The organism is Pseudomonas sp. TNT3 (assembly GCF_010095445.2).
In the GTDB taxonomy this organism is placed as follows: Bacteria; Pseudomonadota; Gammaproteobacteria; order Pseudomonadales; family Pseudomonadaceae; genus Aquipseudomonas.
Window position 1 is genome coordinate 33,437 of the sequence record NZ_WFGV02000038.1, and the last position, 16,245, is coordinate 49,681.

A 16,245-nucleotide genomic window follows, 5' to 3' on the forward strand; every position below is an offset into this window, starting at 1 on the left:
GAGAGGCTCAGGGAATTAATACTGGCTGTTAAGTGTTTGTGGCGACAGGGCACCAAGAGCGTTTCAGAATTCAAGTGCCTGAGGAACGGCGCGTTTCGTCGTCTATGTGCTTGAGCTTTTCATCCGGCCCGGCAAAGCAGGCATAATGCCGCCCTTGATCCCGTTAACGGCCATCCCGTGAAATCACGTCCGACCTCCAGTCCCTTGCGCCCTTCGGCTTGCCCCGGATTGTTGCGTGTCGTCCAGGCGCTGGACGGCGGGATCTGCCGGATCAAACTCGACGGTGGCTCGATCCGCACCGATCAAGCCCTGGCAGTGGCTGATGCCGCCGAGCGATATGCCGGTGGCGTGATAGAGGCCACCAATCGGGCCAACCTGCAAATTCGCGGTATTGGTGAACAGGCAACAGCGCTGATCGATCATATGCTGGCCGCCGAATTGGGCCCCACCACCGTTGCAGGCGACGACGTTCGCAACTTGATGCTGAGCCCTGCTGCCGGCATTGACCCCCAAATGCTGATCGACAGTCGTCCCCTGGCCCGACAGGTTCTGGACTGCCTGCAAATCCATCCGCGCTTCCATGAGTTATCGGCCAAGTTTGCCGTGCAACTGGATGGTGGTGAGGCGCTGGCAATGCTCGAACATCCGCACGATCTCTGGCTGAGCGCGACGCAGAGAAACGGCGAGCTGCTGTTTGCTTTCGGTTTCGCGGGATGCCCCACTGACACGCCCATCGCGGCGGTACGTCTAAAGGACGGGCATGCTCTGGTGGTGGCCGTCCTGGAGTTGTTTCTTGAGCTCGCGCGACCGGACCAGACCCGCATGCGGCACCTGTTGGCGGAGCGTTCTGCCGATTCACTGCTACATCTGTTGGCCGGTCGCGTGCCACTGATCTCCCTTGATCAATGGCGCCGCACGGCGACAGGTTTGGGCTTGCCGGTAGGTACCTACCCGCAGCTGCAGGAAGGCTTCGTGTATGTGGGCGTCATGCCGCCGCTGGGGCGTCTGGATCCTTCGATGCTCAGGGGCGCGGCTTACCTGGCTGCAGAATTCGCCGATGCAAGCCTGCGCCTGACCCCTTGGCAGAGTCTGCTGCTGCCCAACATTCGCCAGGCGGATGCATCGCTGGTCAGCCGGCGCTTGCAGGCGTTGGGATATCTGGTCGACACCCATCAGCCGCTGACTCATCTCGTTGCGTGCACCGGATCTGCCGGTTGCGGCAAAGGACTCTCCGACACCAAGGGTGATGCGCAACGGCTGTCCGTATTGCGACAAGGTCGACACGCACAGGAGCAGGTCCACCTGTCGGGCTGCCCGCGATCCTGTGCTTGCGCACACACCGCCCCCGTCACATTGCTGGCGACCCGTCAGGGTCACTACGACCTCTATTTTCGCGATGCAGCGCTGCCGGGTTTCGGCGCGCTGCAAGCACGCAATCTCACTATTGAAGCGGCGGGCGCATTGCTTGATGCCCGTCCACGGAGCCCCCTTGATGCTTGATTACATCCGCGACGGTCAGGAGATCTATCGCAACTCCTTCGCGATCATTCGTGCCGAGGCCAACCTTGAGCGAATCCCGGCCGATCTGGAAAAACTCGCGGTACGAGTGATCCACGCCTGCGGCATGGTCGATGCCATTGACGGCCTGCAGTTTTCCGAAGGCGCCGGCAAGGCCGGGCGCGATGCACTCGCCGCCGGCGCTCCGATCCTGTGTGATGCACGGATGGTGTCCGAGGGCGTTACCCGCACCCGGCTGCCGGCCAACAACTCGGTTATCTGCACGCTGCGTGACGACAGCGTGCCGGACCTCGCCCGTGAACTGGGCAACACCCGGTCCGCCGCAGCGCTGGAATTGTGGCGCCCGCACCTGGAAGGCAGCGTGGTGGTCATCGGTAACGCACCGACGGCATTGTTTTATTTGCTGGAAATGCTCGATGCCGGCGCCCCGAAACCGGCGCTGATTCTTGGTTTTCCCGTGGGCTTTGTGGGCGCCGCCGAATCCAAGGCAGCGCTCGCGGCTGACAGTCGCGGCGTGCCGTTTGTAATCATGCAAGGCCGCCTCGGTGGAAGCGCCATGGCCGCAGCCGCCGTCAATGCCCTCGCCACGGAGATCGAATGATGCAGCAACGTGGACGCTTGATCGGTCTGGGGGTCGGGCCCGGTGATCCGGAACTGATTACCGTCAAGGCATTGCGCCTGTTGCGCGAGTCGCCGGTGGTGGCGTACTTCGTCGCCAAAGGCAAAAAGGGCAATGCGTTCGGCATCATCGAGGCTCATTTGCAGGATGCGCAGACGTTGTTGCCGCTGGTGTATCCGGTGACCACCGAGGCGTTGCCGGCGCCGCTGTCGTATGAACAAGTGATCAGCGACTTCTACGACGCGGCAGGCGAAGAGCTTGCCGCGCATCTGGATGCCGGTCGCGATGTGGCGGTGATCTGCGAAGGCGATCCGTTCTTCTATGGCTCCTACATGTACCTGCACGATCGTCTGGCCGAGCGCTATGAAGCGCAGGTCGTACCGGGTGTCTGTTCGATGCTGGGAGGGGCTTCGGTACTGGGCGCGCCGCTGGTTTATCGCAATCAGAGCCTGTCGGTGTTATCAGGTGTCCTGCCCCATGAGGATCTCAAACGTCGCCTTGCCGACGCCGATGCAGCAGTGATCATGAAGCTGGGGCGCAACTTCCCCAAGGTTCGACAGGTCCTGGAAGAGCTCGGGTTGGCAGAGCGTGCGCTGTACGTCGAGCGCGCAACCATGGCCAATCAGAAAATCGTGCCGCTGGATCAGGTTGAGCCGATGTCTTCGCCGTATTTCTCGTTGATCATCGTTCCAGGTGAAAGGTGGCAGGGCTGATGACTCATCCAGTTCCGGCAATCGTCATCCTTGGTGATGGCAGCCTGGCGACCGCACGTGACATTCAACGACTGCTGCCAGGCGCACTGATCCACGGCTTGTCTGGACGGGTCGAAGACGTGGACGTCATCTATCACGAGTTCGGCTCCACCCTGCGCGAGCTCTATCAACAAAACACGCCCATCATTGCCCTGTGTGCAGCCGGGATCGTGATCCGCACGCTGGCGCCACTGCTCTTGGAAAAAGGCGCAGAACCGCCGGTACTGGCCGTTGCAGAAGACGGCAGCGCGGTGGTGCCGTTGTTGGGTGGGCTGGGCGGTGTGAACGTGTTGGCCCGCGACATTGCTCAAGGGCTGGGCGTGGCAGCCGCCATTACCACCAGTGGCGAATTGCGGTTTGGCACCTGTTTGCTGAACCCACCGGAAGGCTATTCACTGGGCGACCTTGAACTCGGCAAGCGATTCGTTTCCGATTTGCTCGGTGGCGAGCCTGTTCGTATCGAGGGTGATGCGCCCTGGCTGGCGCAAGCGCAGTTGCTGCAGGATCGACAGGCGCATCTGGCCATTCATATTGGTAGCGCCGAGCGTGAGCCTGTCGCGAATGAGCTGCTGATTTACCCGAAAAGTGTTCTGGTGTTGGTCAGTGCCGAGACTGCGGACCTGGCCGATGCGATTCGCCAGGCCCTGCAGCAGGCAAAAATTGCCGTGCAATCGTTGGCCTGTCTGTTGGCCAGTGATCAGCAGATGGCCAGTCAGGCGCTGCGTGATGCGGCTGATGAACTCGGTGTGCCGTTGCGGTTTTCTGCGGCTGGCAGTGTCAGCGATACGATCAGTGGGGCGGTTGGGGCGGCGACTGTTCACAGCCATAACGGCATCACTGTCGCGGTCGCCGAGCATCCGCTGGATCCGTTGCTGATCGGTCGTCCTCGCGGGCGCCTGGCCGTTATCGGTCTGGGGCCGGGCGCTGCCGATTTGATGGTGCCGGCGGTCAAAGCGGAATTGGCTCGCGCCAACGATGTGCTCGGTTACGAAACCTACGTGCGCATGGCAGGGCCTTTTCGCGCTGATCAAATTCTGCATTGCACCGACAATCGCGAAGAGATGCAGCGTGCGCGTCATGCTTTCGAACTGGCGGCGCAAGGCCGTTGCGTCGTCGTGGTTTCCTCCGGAGATCCGGGCGTTTTTGCCATGGCGGCGGCGGTGCTTGAAGCGCTGCATGAATCCAGTGACCCGGCGTGGCACAACGTCGACCTGGAGATTCTGCCTGGCGTCTCGGCATCGCTTGCGACCGCTGCCCAGGCAGGTGCACCCTTGGGGCATGACTTCTGTGTGCTGTCGCTGTCTGACAACCTCAAGCCCTGGGCGATCATCGAGAAGCGTCTGGATCTGGCCGCTCAAGCCGATCTGGCCATGGCGTTCTATAACCCGATCTCGCGCTCCCGTCCGTGGCAATTAGGCCGGGCGCTCGAGATAGTCGCGCAGCACCGTACACCTGAAACGCCCGTGGTATTGGGGCGTGATATCGGGCGTCCGGGGCAAACGTTGCGGGTCACCACACTGGGGCAATTGACCCCCGATCAGGTGGACATGCGAACGATGGTGTTGATCGGTTCGTCCACGACGCGTGTTTTCCCTCGCGCGGAAGGTCTGCCCTGGGTATACACCCCTCGAAGTTACGGCGATCAATTGCTCGATATAGCCAAGCCAATGATTGATTAAATCAACACCGGAATGTCCGGGCTTCAGGCTCGGAACACTCTGGCGGTTACTGCGCATCCTGCTCTCACATAAAAGGACATTTAATGGTGTTTGAAGAGCGGGATTCAGTGCGATAGGTTTATCGCGTGCACAGTCGCACTAAACGAAACTAACAAGGATTGTTGGAATGGAAGATCTGGAAGGTAAAGTCAGTGTTGAAGTCAGTCGGGCTTTAGTGGCGTGGCGTATTGCCAGACGTCAATTAATAATTCCCAATGTGGGGCGCGCAAGATCTTTAGTTGCGCCGGACAGTTCTAGCCCTACCAAAGAACTGGATGCCGTTGTTCTGGGTAATACGCTGGTCGGTTATGGCGATAACGTCTCGCTTGAAAATATGACCATCATTGAAAACATCATCAAATTCTCGAAGATGGAAGCAACGCTGGAAGTGCCGGGGGATAAAAAGCCCAGGGAGTGGCATCGTGCGTTCTTGAGCTGCATGGAAGATCTGGGCTGCTATGTTCCCGACAGTGGAACGATAGAGCACACTCGCAGCGCTTTGAATCTGACGATGTCCAATATTGTCGCTGATATTATCAAAGCGGGCGTCGACGCGGCCAAAGCCGCCATACCTGGCGCAACCGTATTAGGGGCTATCGCAGATTCCACATTGGAGTCGATAAAGAAAGAGCCTGACATCGTCAAAGTATTTAATTACGAGGTCACTAAGACAAAAGGCGTGAAGCTGGCGATCTTGCCCTGCGAGCAGCTGAAAAACGGTCTTATCATGATCATGTTGTCGTCCATCGACAGTAACGCTGACAAGGACGATGCCGGACTGCTCTTTTTTGATTTGAAAACAACGAGCCTCGAGGTGTTTCGTGCGGCGTCGTTCATTACCTTTAATCCACTGCGTTATGCGCAAGTGAAAGACGATATCGAACAGGTGCTCAATCAGCAGCAGGCCACACAGCTGAATAAAAGATTTAAGCGCCATCAGCGCATTCGATAACAATTACCCACCGAAGGAAAGTGCCTTGTTTATCAAGGCACCAGATACCCCTTCACGCCGGTAAATATGATTTGTGCCGCCAGTGCGCACACAAACAATCCCATCAACCGGCTGACAATCTGCAAGCCCTGGTCACCCAGAATTCGTTCGATGCGGTTTGACAGATAAAGCACCACGCCAACGGTGAAGCTGGCCAGGGCGATGCTGAGGATGGCGGTCAATTTGTCGTCCCAATGGGGCTGGCTCACACCCATCACCAGCAAGGCGCCGATAGTGCCGGGGCCTACCGTCAAAGGAATAGTCAGCGGGACGATGGTCACGTCCTGCTGAACGTTGTCAGTTTGCACCACCGATTTGCCTTGGGCCATGCCGAGCGCAGAGATAAACAATACGCTGCCGGCGCCGATGCGGAACGCGTCCACCGTGATGCCGAAAACATCGAAAATCACTCGACCGAACAGATACAACAGGACGCTTGAGACCAGGGTCGCGATCGCCACTTTCCAGGCCAGTCGACGTTGTTCTTTGCGCGAGTAGCCGCGGGTCAGGCTGATAAAGCAGGACAGGACGAAGAAGGGGCTGTAGAGCACCAGCATCTTCAAGTAAACGCTGAACAACACGTGGAGCATGGGGTGAGCTCACTGGCGATGGAAGTCGGGGGAGAGTCTATCAGGCGCTGTCGAGGCTGTCGGCTCAGGACGTTTGGGTCGCCGTCTGGTTCAGCAGATCGCGCTGGGCAACCCAATGTTCAATCAACTCGCGCAGCTGCGAAAGCTCGACCGGTTTGGCCATGTGCCCATCCATGCCAGCCTGCCGCGCACGTTCCTTATGCTCGGCGAGGATGTGCGCGGTCAATGCCACCACGGGGGTACGGATTCGCTTGTTGCCCACTTCCCAGGCACGCAATTGCTGGGTTGCCGAAAAACCGTCAAGTATTGGCATTTCGCAGTCCATCAGGACCAGGTCATAACGTTGGGCTTTCATGGCCTGCAGGGCTTCTTCGCCATTGCTGGCAGTGTCCGGTTGCAAGTTGAGTTTGCCCAGCATGCCGCGAATAACTTTCGTTGAGATGCTGTTGTCTTCCGCCACCAGGATGCGGAAATCGCCGGGAACCTTGATCGGTAGTGTCGGCCCGGTGGGCGGGCGGTGTGGTACGGCCACGCCTTTATTGCGCTGATTCAGTTCGTCGGCCAGGGTGGTCTTGAGTGTGTAACCAGCCACCGGTTTGGCCAGGATGCGCTTGATCCCGGAATTGCGCGCGATGATCTTGCTCGGCGCGTTGCTGATTCCCGTCAGCATGATCAGCAAAATGTCATGGTTGAGGCTTGGGTCTTCCTTGATCTTGGCCGCCAGTTGCATGCCGGTCATGCCAGGCATGTTCTGGTCCAGCAGGACCACGTCGAAATAATCACGCAGGTGCGCTTTGGTGCGCAGCAGCGCCAGTGCTTCTTTGCCCGAAGGGGCGGCACTGACATTCAAGCCCCAGGCCGTGCATTGTTGCACCAGCACTTTGCGACACGTGTCGTTGTCATCGACTACCAGTACACGTGCACCTTGCAGGGGGCCGTCCAGGTCGGAGGTCGGGTGCTCGAGACGGTCGGGGTCAAGCGGCAAGGTCAGCCACAACGTGCTGCCCTGGTTGGCACCGCTCTTGATCCCGAATTCGCCTTGCATCAGGCGAATCAATTGACGGGCGATGACCAGCCCGAGATTCCCGCCGAGACGGCTGGCCGAAAGGAAATTTTTACTGTGGAGTTCGGCATGCATCAGCGCGTCGCGCTCTTCGGCGTCCATCGGCTCGCCGCTGTCCTGGACGGCTATGCGCAACCGCGGCTTGGCGCTGCGCTCGTCGAGGGCAACGACGATCAGGATTTCGCCTTCGTCGGTTTTCTTCAGGGCGTTTTCCAGCAAGCTCAGCAGGGTTTGACGCAGGCGTGTCGGATCGCCGCTGATGACCCGTGGTACTTGCGGCTGGATAAAGCTGATCAACTCGACGTTTTGTTGTTCCGCTTTGGCGCGGAAGATGCTCAGGCAGTCTTCGATCAGCGCATTGAGATCGAACTGCACATCGTCCAGTTCGATCTGCCCGGACTCGAGCTTGGAAATGTCGAGAATCTCGTTGATCAGTGTCAGCAGCTCATTGCCGGCGCTGTGGATGGTTTGTACGTAGTCGCGCTGCTTGACCGAAAGTGGTGTGCCCAGCAGCAGCTCGGTCATGCCGAGGACACCATTCATCGGGGTGCGGATTTCATGGCTGATCTTGGCCAGAAACTCGGCCTTGGCGTTGATTTCGGCGTTGCTGGCGGCCAGGTCGCGGCTGACGCTGAACCGGTCTTCGGTGATGCTGCGCTGGCGTTCGCTCAGGGCGATGCTCATCAGCAGACCGCTGACGCAGATGAATGCCAGGAGTGTCGTGATCAATCCCTGGGGTTCCACCAGGGTCAGCCCCAGCAAGGCGGGCAGGATAATCAATGTGCCGAGATTGAACACCACCATGGCGGCCACGAACAGGCGCGCCGGACGATAGCCTTTTTGCCAGTGCCAGGCGCCCACGAACAGCATGCTGAGACCGGCGAGGGCGACCATTGCGTAGGTAATGATATTCAGCGGCAGCGTGTTGACGAATAGCAGTAGCAGGCCGCAAGCAATGATGAACAGGATGTCGCCCATCAGCAGCTTGTTCAGCGGGTGAGGGCCGAGCGGAGCGAAGAAGCGGTACGCAAACATGAGACCGCACGGAGCGGTCATCAGCAAGGCCACGTAAGCTCCCGGCGTCTGTAGCGCCTGCCAATTGGGCAGCCAGGGCCCCGCCAGATTCAGCAGCATCGCCAGGCTGAGCATCAGCAAGGCCTCACAACCTGCCAGCCATAAACTGCTGCGGGATCGGGTATAGGCATAGCGGATGAGGTTGTGCAGGATCAGCATCCCGATGCAGCCGAATAGCAGGCCATAGATCAGGGTCTGGGTCTGATTGGCAGCGGTGGTGACCGCCGATTGCAGCGTGATGTAAGGCCGCATCTGGTGATCGGAAACCAGGCGCACGTAAACGTCGAGAGGCTTGTCGCTTTGGGGCAGTGGCAGCATGAAATCGCTGCTGGGCAATGGGTGCTCGGCCTTGGGCTCATCCGTCCCGGAATTGGTTTGCTCGATGAGCTTGTCGCCCTCCAGCACGTAGAGGTTGAGGTGCGACAGGTCGGGTGCGAACACTTTCAGCACTTGCTCGTGCTTGCCGGGCGCAAGCCTGAAACGCAGCCATAAAGCGCCATCGGGCTCGGCCGCGGTGAGACGTTCGAGTTCGATGGGACTGAATTGATTGGTGTAGCGAACGGAACGGATGTCGCTCAGCTGCAGGTTGCCCTGTTCGTCGAGCAATACACTCCAGCCACTGCCTTGCGCGGCGTGGGCCGCAGGCATGCAGAGCAAGGTCAACAGAGTGACAGTGAGGCTTATGGCAATCCTGAGCCAGCGCACGGCGAAATCCCTTCGTAGGTTGATGCCAGATTATAACTATGCGCGGCGCCGGAATAGTCCGGCAAGAGCCTGTGGCCCTTGCCCGACCGAATGAATCGTTTATTCCTGATTTTCGCCACGCTCGCGGGCAATGGCGCGGTAGCCAATATCCTTGCGATAGAAACAGCCTTCCCAGTCTATTTTGGCCGCCAGCTTGTAAGCCTGCTGCTGAGCCGCATCGACACTGACGCCCATTGCGGTTGCGCACAGTACACGACCACCGGCGGTCACTACCTGACCGTCTTTCAGCGCGGTACCTGCGTGGAAGACTTTACCCTCCAGTGCCGCCGCTGCATCCAGACCGTTGATGGCAACACCTTTGGCGTAATCGCCGGGGTAGCCGCCGGCGGCGAGCACAATGCCGACGCTCGGACGTGGATCCCACTGTGCTTCGACTTTATCCAGCGCTTGCGCGAGTGCTGCTTCGACCAGCAATACCAGGCTCGACTGCAAACGCAGCATGACCGGTTGGGTCTCAGGGTCACCGAAACGGCAGTTGAACTCGATGACTTTTGGGTTACCAGCTTTGTCTATCATCAAACCGGCATAGAGGAAACCGGTGTAGACGTTGCCTTCCTCGGCCATGCCGCGAACGGTCGGCCAGATCACCAGGTCCATCACGCGTTTGTGCACTTCGCTGGTGACCACCGGGGCAGGGGAGTAAGCACCCATGCCGCCCGTGTTGGGGCCGGTGTCGCCGTCGCCGACGCGTTTGTGATCCTGGCTGGTGGCCATCGGCAGCACGTTCTTGCCGTCGACCATGACAATGAAGCTGGCTTCTTCGCCGTCCAGAAACTCTTCGATGACCACGCGGGAACCGGCCTCACCGAAGGCATTACCGGCCAGCATGTCGCGTACGGCGTCTTCGGCCTCGATCAGTGTCATGGCAACGATCACGCCTTTGCCGGCGGCCAGGCCGTCGGCCTTGATCACGATCGGTGCGCCTTTTTCATGCAGATAGGCCAGGGCTGGCTCGATCTCGGTGAAGTTCTGGTAGTCGGCGGTCGGGATCTTGTGGCGAGCCAGGAAGTCCTTGGTGAACGCTTTCGAGCCTTCCAGCTGGGCCGCGCCAGCCGTTGGGCCGAAGCAATCCAGGCCGCGGGTGCGGAACAGGTCGACAACGCCCGCCACCAGCGGTACTTCCGGACCAACGATGGTCAGCGATACGTTTTTCTCGGCGAAGTCAGCCAGCTGCTCAAGCGCCAGCACGTCGATGGCGACGTTTTCGCACTTGGCTTCAATGGCGGTGCCGGCGTTGCCTGGCGCGACGAAAACTTTCTGCACACGCGGATCCTGAGCCACTTTCCAGGCCAGTGCGTGTTCACGGCCACCGCTGCCAATGATCAAAACATTCATTTCAAAAACCTCGGATGACGCTAATTCTGTGGAGCACCGCAGAGATGCTTTTCTGTAGGAGTGAGCCTGCTCGCGATTGCGGTCTTTCAGTCACTGCTGCTTTGACTGATCAATAGCTATCGCGAGCAGGCTCACTCCTACAGTGGATCGTGTACTTAGTGACGGAAGTGGCGCATGCCGGTGAAGACCATGGCGATGCCGGCCTCATCAGCCGCAGCAATCACTTCCGCATCGCGCATCGAGCCACCTGGCTGGATCACTGCGGTGATACCCACCTTGGCTGCGTTGTCCAGGCCATCGCGGAACGGGAAGAACGCGTCGGAGGCCATTACCGAGCCTGCTACCTGCAAGCCGGCGTGTTCCGCCTTGATCGCGGCAATGCGTGCCGAGTTCACTCGGCTCATCTGGCCAGCGCCGACACCGATGGTCTGACGGTTCTTGGCGTAGACGATGGCGTTGGATTTAACGTACTTGGCGACTTTCCAGGCGAAGATCAGGTCGTTGATTTCCTGTTCGGTCGGGGCGCGTTTGGTCACGACTTTCAGATCTTCGCTGCCGATCATGCCGATGTCGCGGCTCTGTACCAGCAGGCCACCGTTGACGCGCTTGTAGTCCCACGCCGCAGCGCGATCAGCCGACCACTCGCCGCACGCCAGCAGGCGCACGTTGGCTTTCGCGGCCACGATGGCGCGGGCTTCTTCACTGACGCTCGGGGCGATGATCACTTCGACGAACTGACGCTCGACGATAGCCTTGGCGGTTTCAGCATCCAGTTCGCGGTTGAAAGCGATAATGCCGCCGAATGCCGATTCGGTATCAGTGGCGTAAGCCAGCTCGTAGGCCTGACGGATGCCGCCTTCGGCGTCCGGGCTCACGGCGACGCCGCATGGGTTGGCGTGCTTGACGATCACGCAGGCTGGCTTGACGAAGCTCTTCACGCATTCCAGCGCGGCGTCGGTGTCGGCCACGTTGTTATACGACAGCTCTTTGCCTTGCAGCTGGGTTGCGGTGGCGATGCCGACTTCGGCCGGCTTGGCTTCCACGTAAAACGCCGCGCTCTGGTGCGGGTTCTCGCCGTAGCGCATTTCCTGAGCCTTGACGAACTGGCTGTTGAAGGTGCGCGGGAATTCGCTGCGACCTTCAGTGCTGAGAGTGTCAGCGGCCTGGTTCACGGTGCCCATGTAGTTGGCGATCATGCCGTCGTAGGCAGCGGTGTGTTCAAAGGCCTTGAGCATCAGGTCGAAACGCTGAGCGTAGGTCAGGCCGCCGGCCTTGAGGCCTTCCAGTACATTGGCGTAGTCGCTGGCGTTCACCACGATGGCCACGTCTTTGTGGTTCTTGGCTGCAGAGCGAACCATGGTCGGGCCGCCGATATCGATGTTTTCGATAGCGGTCGGCAGGTCGCAGCCCGGCTTGTTGATGGTGGCTTCGAACGGGTACAGATTGACCGCTACCAGGTCGATCGGCTTGATGCCGTGCTCGTTCATGATGGCATCGTCGATACCGCGACGACCGAGGATCCCACCGTGGATTTTCGGGTGCAGAGTCTTGACCCGACCGTCCATCATTTCTGCAAAACCGGTGTAATCCGCGACTTCCACTGCGGCAACGCCATTGTCGCGCAGCAGCTTGAACGTTCCGCCGGTGGAGAGGATCTCGACGCCCAGGGCTTCAAGCTCCTTGGCGAATTCGAGGATCCCGGTCTTGTCGGAAACGCTGATCAAGGCGCGGCGGATCGGCAGGCGGGTAGTCTGGTCGGTCATTTCAATTTCCATCAAAAGCAAAGGAGTCAGCAAAAAAGGCGACCGTTTTTACGCGGGCGCCTTTCTGGTTTGATTGAATGCTTACAGCAAATCGTACTGCTTGAGTTTCTTGCGCAGTGTGCCCCGGTTGAGTCCGAGCAGCTCACTCGCCTTGGTCTGGTTGCCCTTGACGTAGTTCATCACGCACTCGAGCAGGGGAGCCTCGACTTCGGAGAGCACCAGGTTGTACACATCCGTGACGGCAGCGCCCTCAAGGTGGGCGAAATAATTGTGCAGCGCCTTCTCGACACTCCCGCGAAGGGTCTGACCTTCTTCGCTCGGCGTATTGAGGTGCTGTTTCAAATTCACGTTGTCGCTCACGGGTGTTGTTCCACTCACTAAAGTCTCGGTCATCATCGTCATGCGGCCACCCCTTCTCCGTCCCCTGTCAGGCTCTTATAACGTTCGGCGAAGAAGCCCTGAACGTTGGCGCATTGTGCTTCCGTATCTTCCAAACGATTGAAGTGGGCGCGAAATTCCCTGGCGCCCGGCAAGGTTGCGAGATACCAGCCCACATGCTTGCGAGCAATGCGCACGCCCATGACATCTCCATAGAAGACGTGCAGCGCGGCCAAATGCTCTAGCAGTATGCGTTCCACCTCGATCAATTCCAGCGCCGGAAGTTTTTCACCAGTACGCAGGTAATGATCGATCTCGCGAAAAATCCATGGCCGCCCCTGGGCAGCACGGCCAACCAGCAGGCCATCGGCACCGGTCGCGTCAAGCACGTACCGGGCCTTTTCCGGCGAATCGATATCGCCGTTGGCAAAGACCGGAATCGACACCGCCTGCTTGATCGCGGCAATGGTGTCGTACTCGGCTTCACCGGTGTACAGATCGGCCCGGGTGCGGCCATGGACCGCTAGCGCCGTTATGCCTGCCTGCTCGGCGATCTTCGCCACCGTCAGGCCGTTCTTGTTGTCCCGGTCCCACCCGGTCCGGATCTTCAGGGTGACCGGCACATCGACTGCGGCCACGACGGCCTGCAGGATCTCGGTTACCAACGCTTCATCTTTCAACAGCGCAGATCCGGCAGCCTTGTTGCAGACCTTCTTCGCCGGGCAACCCATGTTGATGTCAATAATCTGTGCGCCCAGTTCGACGTTGGCCCGAGCCGCATCCGCCAGCATCTGTGCATCCCCACCGGCGATCTGTACCGAGCGCGGCTCGGGATCACCTTCGTGGATCATGCGCATGCGCGATTTGCGGGTGTTCCACAAACTCATGTCGCTGGTCACCATTTCCGAGACTACAAGTCCTGCACCCAATCGCTTGCACAGCTGACGAAAGGGCTGGTCGGTGACGCCCGCCATGGGGGCGAGAATCAAGCCGTTGTGCAATGTATATGGACCGATGCGTACCGCCGACATAGGACTTCCCTGTTGTGGGGCCGGATCATGAGAGTTCGAAAAAGGGTTGGCATGATACCCGCTCTCGATGACTGGATAAAGGCTGAATTGAACAAAATCTGAACAACTATTCTGTTATCGCCAGCGGTTTGGTCCACGCGGGCAAAGTCAGAAATCCGTCGCCAATCCGGGATCAGTGAACCGTTTCACTCGGGAGAGTGGAAACTCAAGCTGTAGTTCACCGCTTTGGAGCCTGGATCCAGAATGTCCAGCGCGATGTGGATCGGTGTTTGTGGTGGCATTTCTGCCATGCCTTCGAGGTCGCCGCTCAGGTACTCGCCAGGTTTGAATCGACGGCTGGCGATCAGGTGACCGTTGAGGTCGGCAAAGCGCAACTCCAGCAGCGGAAACGGCTGGGAGAATGCGGCCCGGTTATAGATGATCGCATCGACTACCAGTGCGCCGCTGAAGTCCGGATGGCTACGAACCACCAGGTTGCTGCTCTTTATTTTGGCAATGTCGACTTTGGATGGCACGGTGCAACCAAACTGCGGGCACAGTTGCTGGAACCAAGGGCGGTATTGGTCCTGGCGCGCGAGTTCTTCGAAATGGTAAGCCACGTACTGGCCGGCGAGGGCGCCGGCGGCGAGCACGATCAACAGCAACCAGAAAAACCGTCGACCCCAGGGGGAGCGACGTTTTTGCCAGTCCAGTTGCAGCGGATCGTCGGTCAGATCCTGCAGGGCTTCGGCGCGGCCGTTCGGTTCGCTGCGCTTCTTGCGCAAGGGCTCTATGGAAGGCAGGTCGTCTTCAAGATCATCGACGTCGGCGGTTGCGGACAAGCGTTCGCGCGGTGGTGGCGAGTCGAGCACCAGGTCCTGACGCACCAAGGGCGGACGAGGTTCATCGTCGAGTTCCACCAGCTCCAGCGTCAACGACGGTTCGGTGCGTGCCGGTTTGAGCAGGACAGTCGGCGGTTTCGTGTCTTCTTCAATGTCGTCGGCCTGAGCGCGATCGGCTGCTGACTCACTGAACAGGCTGTCGGCCCACGGCGCTTCATCGTGATCGGTAGTGTCGCGACGAGCGCTCAACGTGTCTTCGCGATGGCGACCAAATTCGGTGGTCGGCTGTATTTCCCGTTGCTCAAGTCGGGCGAGTTCTTCGTCCAGGTCCAGGCTGTCGAGATCCAGCTCGGCGGCGGTCCACTGTTTCAGGCTGATCGCCCGTTGCTCTGGCGGCTCGACGGTGGCGGGAATCGCAGACGCCGCTTCCTGACCAAGACTCTGCTCCAGCAGCTGCTTGGCGGCATTGAATACTTGCAAGCACGAGCCGCAACGAACCACACCACGGGCCACGCTCAACTGAGCATGGCTGACGCGGAAGCTGGTTTGGCAATGCGGGCACTGAGTGACGAAGCTGTCGGTCATGCGGCGATCCGGATTATGCAGGCGCTCATTCTAGCGCCGACGGCCTGTGATGCGCACCCAGCCATCGCGATTGGCGATCGGGTCCAGATCGAAGTCCTGGGCGTAGGCTTTGGCGACGTCTTCACCTTGTTCGGCAAGAATGCCGGACAGAGCCAGGCGGCCACCTGGTTTGACCAGGCTGGACAGCTGCGGAGCCAGGTAGACCAGCGGGCCGGCGAGAATGTTGGCAACCAGCACGTCAGCCTGAACCTGTGGCAGGTCTTCTGGCAGGTAAAGCGGGAAGAGCGCTTCAGCGATGTTGTTGCGCCCGGCGTTGTCGCGCGACGCTTCCAGCGCCTGCACGTCGATGTCGGTACCGACCGCTTCCTTGGCACCCAGCAACAGGGCGGCAATTGCCAGAATTCCCGAGCCACAACCGAAATCCAGCACGTTGCAGTCTTTCAGGTCCTGACCGTCCAGCCATTCAAGGCACAGCGCGGTGGTGGGGTGAGTGCCAGTGCCAAACGCCAGGCCCGGGTCCAGCAGAATGTTCACGGCGTTTGGTTCGGGCGCAGCGTGCCAGCTTGGCACGATCCACAGGCGTTGACCGAAGCGCATTGGCTGGAAATCGTCCATCCAGCTGCGTTCCCAATCCTGGTCTTCAATGATTTCGCTGTGATGCTCGGGCAGCGGGTTGCCGGTCAGCAATTCAAGGTGGGCCAGAACGCTGGCGGCTTCGGTGCCATCTTCGAACAGGGCCAGCAAATGTGTATGCGACCAGAGAGGCGTGGTGTTGAGTTCCGGCTCGAAGATCGGCTGATCTTCGGCGTCCATGAACGTTACCGACACGGCGCCCACTTCAAGGAAAGCGTCTTCGTAGGTTTCGGCTTGTTCTGGGCTGATGGCGAGACGGACTTGCAGCCAAGGCATGGCGGGCACCTTTGAAAAATATTGATTGCAGCCTAGCGGGCTGCGAGAAGCGCGCAAGTTTACGCGAGCGCGGGGCGTTTGTGGGAGCGGACAGCGCCGAACGCCGCTCAGTTGAACCGTGACACCCCCGTAGCAGCTGGCGAAGCCTGCGTTCGACTGCGCCGTGGCGAGGGGATGGATCCCCGTAGGGTCGCGCAGCGGCCCCAATTCTTCACGACTGCTGCGCAGCCGGACGCAGGCTTCGCCAGCTGCTACACGGGTGTGTTGCAGGTCGGAAGAGGTGTCCCAGAAACAACAAAGCCGCCCGAAGGCGGCTTTGTTGATCAGGCTTAA

The 16,245-nt window shown here is 59.5% G+C and carries 13 protein-coding genes; 5 read left to right on the forward strand and 8 right to left on the reverse strand.

Annotated elements, in window-relative coordinates; genetic code table 11:
• Window positions 1–177: 177 nt before the first annotated feature.
• The 5 genes from cobG to GBC55_RS20750 all read left to right on the forward strand — a co-directional run bounded on the left by cobG (window position 178) and on the right by GBC55_RS20750 (window position 5,559).
• Window positions 178–1,500, forward strand: coding sequence for a precorrin-3B synthase (gene cobG / locus GBC55_RS20730; protein ID WP_162439139.1), 1,323 nt, complete (start codon window positions 178–180; stop codon window positions 1,498–1,500).
• Window positions 1,493–2,119, forward strand: coding sequence for a precorrin-8X methylmutase (locus tag GBC55_RS20735; RefSeq protein ID WP_162439138.1), 627 nt, complete (start codon window positions 1,493–1,495; stop codon window positions 2,117–2,119). The genes cobG and GBC55_RS20735 overlap by 8 nt, the downstream gene beginning before the upstream one ends.
• Window positions 2,119–2,850: a precorrin-2 C(20)-methyltransferase gene (locus GBC55_RS20740; RefSeq protein ID WP_162439170.1), complete on the forward strand. Its 732-nt coding sequence runs from the start codon at window positions 2,119–2,121 to the stop codon at window positions 2,848–2,850. The genes GBC55_RS20735 and GBC55_RS20740 overlap by 1 nt, the downstream gene beginning before the upstream one ends.
• A complete protein-coding gene (gene cobJ / locus GBC55_RS20745) occupies window positions 2,850–4,568 on the forward strand; it encodes a precorrin-3B C(17)-methyltransferase (RefSeq protein ID WP_162439137.1) in 1,719 nt (572 codons plus the stop codon). The genes GBC55_RS20740 and cobJ overlap by 1 nt, the downstream gene beginning before the upstream one ends.
• 166 nt (window positions 4,569–4,734) lie before the next feature.
• On the forward strand, window positions 4,735–5,559 hold the full coding sequence (locus GBC55_RS20750; RefSeq protein ID WP_162439136.1) for a hypothetical protein: 825 nt from the start codon (window positions 4,735–4,737) through the stop codon (window positions 5,557–5,559).
• Between the two features lie 32 nt (window positions 5,560–5,591).
• Here the strand turns inward: GBC55_RS20750 and GBC55_RS20755 are convergent, their stop codons facing one another.
• The 8 genes from GBC55_RS20755 to prmA form a co-directional block, all read right to left on the reverse strand.
• The gene (locus GBC55_RS20755; RefSeq protein ID WP_019582263.1) at window positions 5,592–6,188 is read right to left on the reverse strand and encodes a MarC family protein; all 597 of its coding nucleotides are present in this window, start codon (window positions 6,186–6,188) and stop codon (window positions 5,592–5,594) included.
• Window positions 6,189–6,252: 64 nt separating this feature from the next.
• A complete protein-coding gene (locus tag GBC55_RS20760) occupies window positions 6,253–9,030 on the reverse strand; it encodes a hybrid sensor histidine kinase/response regulator (RefSeq protein ID WP_162439135.1) in 2,778 nt (925 codons plus the stop codon).
• 99 nt (window positions 9,031–9,129) lie between these two features.
• A complete protein-coding gene (purD, locus tag GBC55_RS20765; protein WP_162439134.1) occupies window positions 9,130–10,425 on the reverse strand; it encodes a phosphoribosylamine--glycine ligase in 1,296 nt (431 codons plus the stop codon).
• Between the two features lie 155 nt (window positions 10,426–10,580).
• Window positions 10,581–12,188: a bifunctional phosphoribosylaminoimidazolecarboxamide formyltransferase/IMP cyclohydrolase gene (gene purH / locus GBC55_RS20770; RefSeq protein ID WP_162439133.1), complete on the reverse strand. Its 1,608-nt coding sequence runs from the start codon at window positions 12,186–12,188 to the stop codon at window positions 10,581–10,583.
• Window positions 12,189–12,269: 81 nt separating this feature from the next.
• Complete coding sequence (gene fis / locus GBC55_RS20775; RefSeq protein WP_007907419.1) at window positions 12,270–12,590, reverse strand: DNA-binding transcriptional regulator Fis; 321 nt, start codon at window positions 12,588–12,590, stop codon at window positions 12,270–12,272.
• The gene (dusB, locus tag GBC55_RS20780) at window positions 12,587–13,597 is read right to left on the reverse strand and encodes a tRNA dihydrouridine synthase DusB (RefSeq protein WP_162439132.1); all 1,011 of its coding nucleotides are present in this window, start codon (window positions 13,595–13,597) and stop codon (window positions 12,587–12,589) included. Before dusB ends, fis begins: the two co-directional genes overlap by 4 nt.
• A gap of 185 nt (window positions 13,598–13,782) precedes the next feature.
• Complete coding sequence (locus tag GBC55_RS20785; protein WP_162439131.1) at window positions 13,783–15,003, reverse strand: DUF3426 domain-containing protein; 1,221 nt, start codon at window positions 15,001–15,003, stop codon at window positions 13,783–13,785.
• Between the two features lie 30 nt (window positions 15,004–15,033).
• The gene (gene prmA, locus GBC55_RS20790; protein WP_162439130.1) at window positions 15,034–15,912 is read right to left on the reverse strand and encodes a 50S ribosomal protein L11 methyltransferase; all 879 of its coding nucleotides are present in this window, start codon (window positions 15,910–15,912) and stop codon (window positions 15,034–15,036) included.
• Window positions 15,913–16,245: the final 333 nt, after the last annotated feature.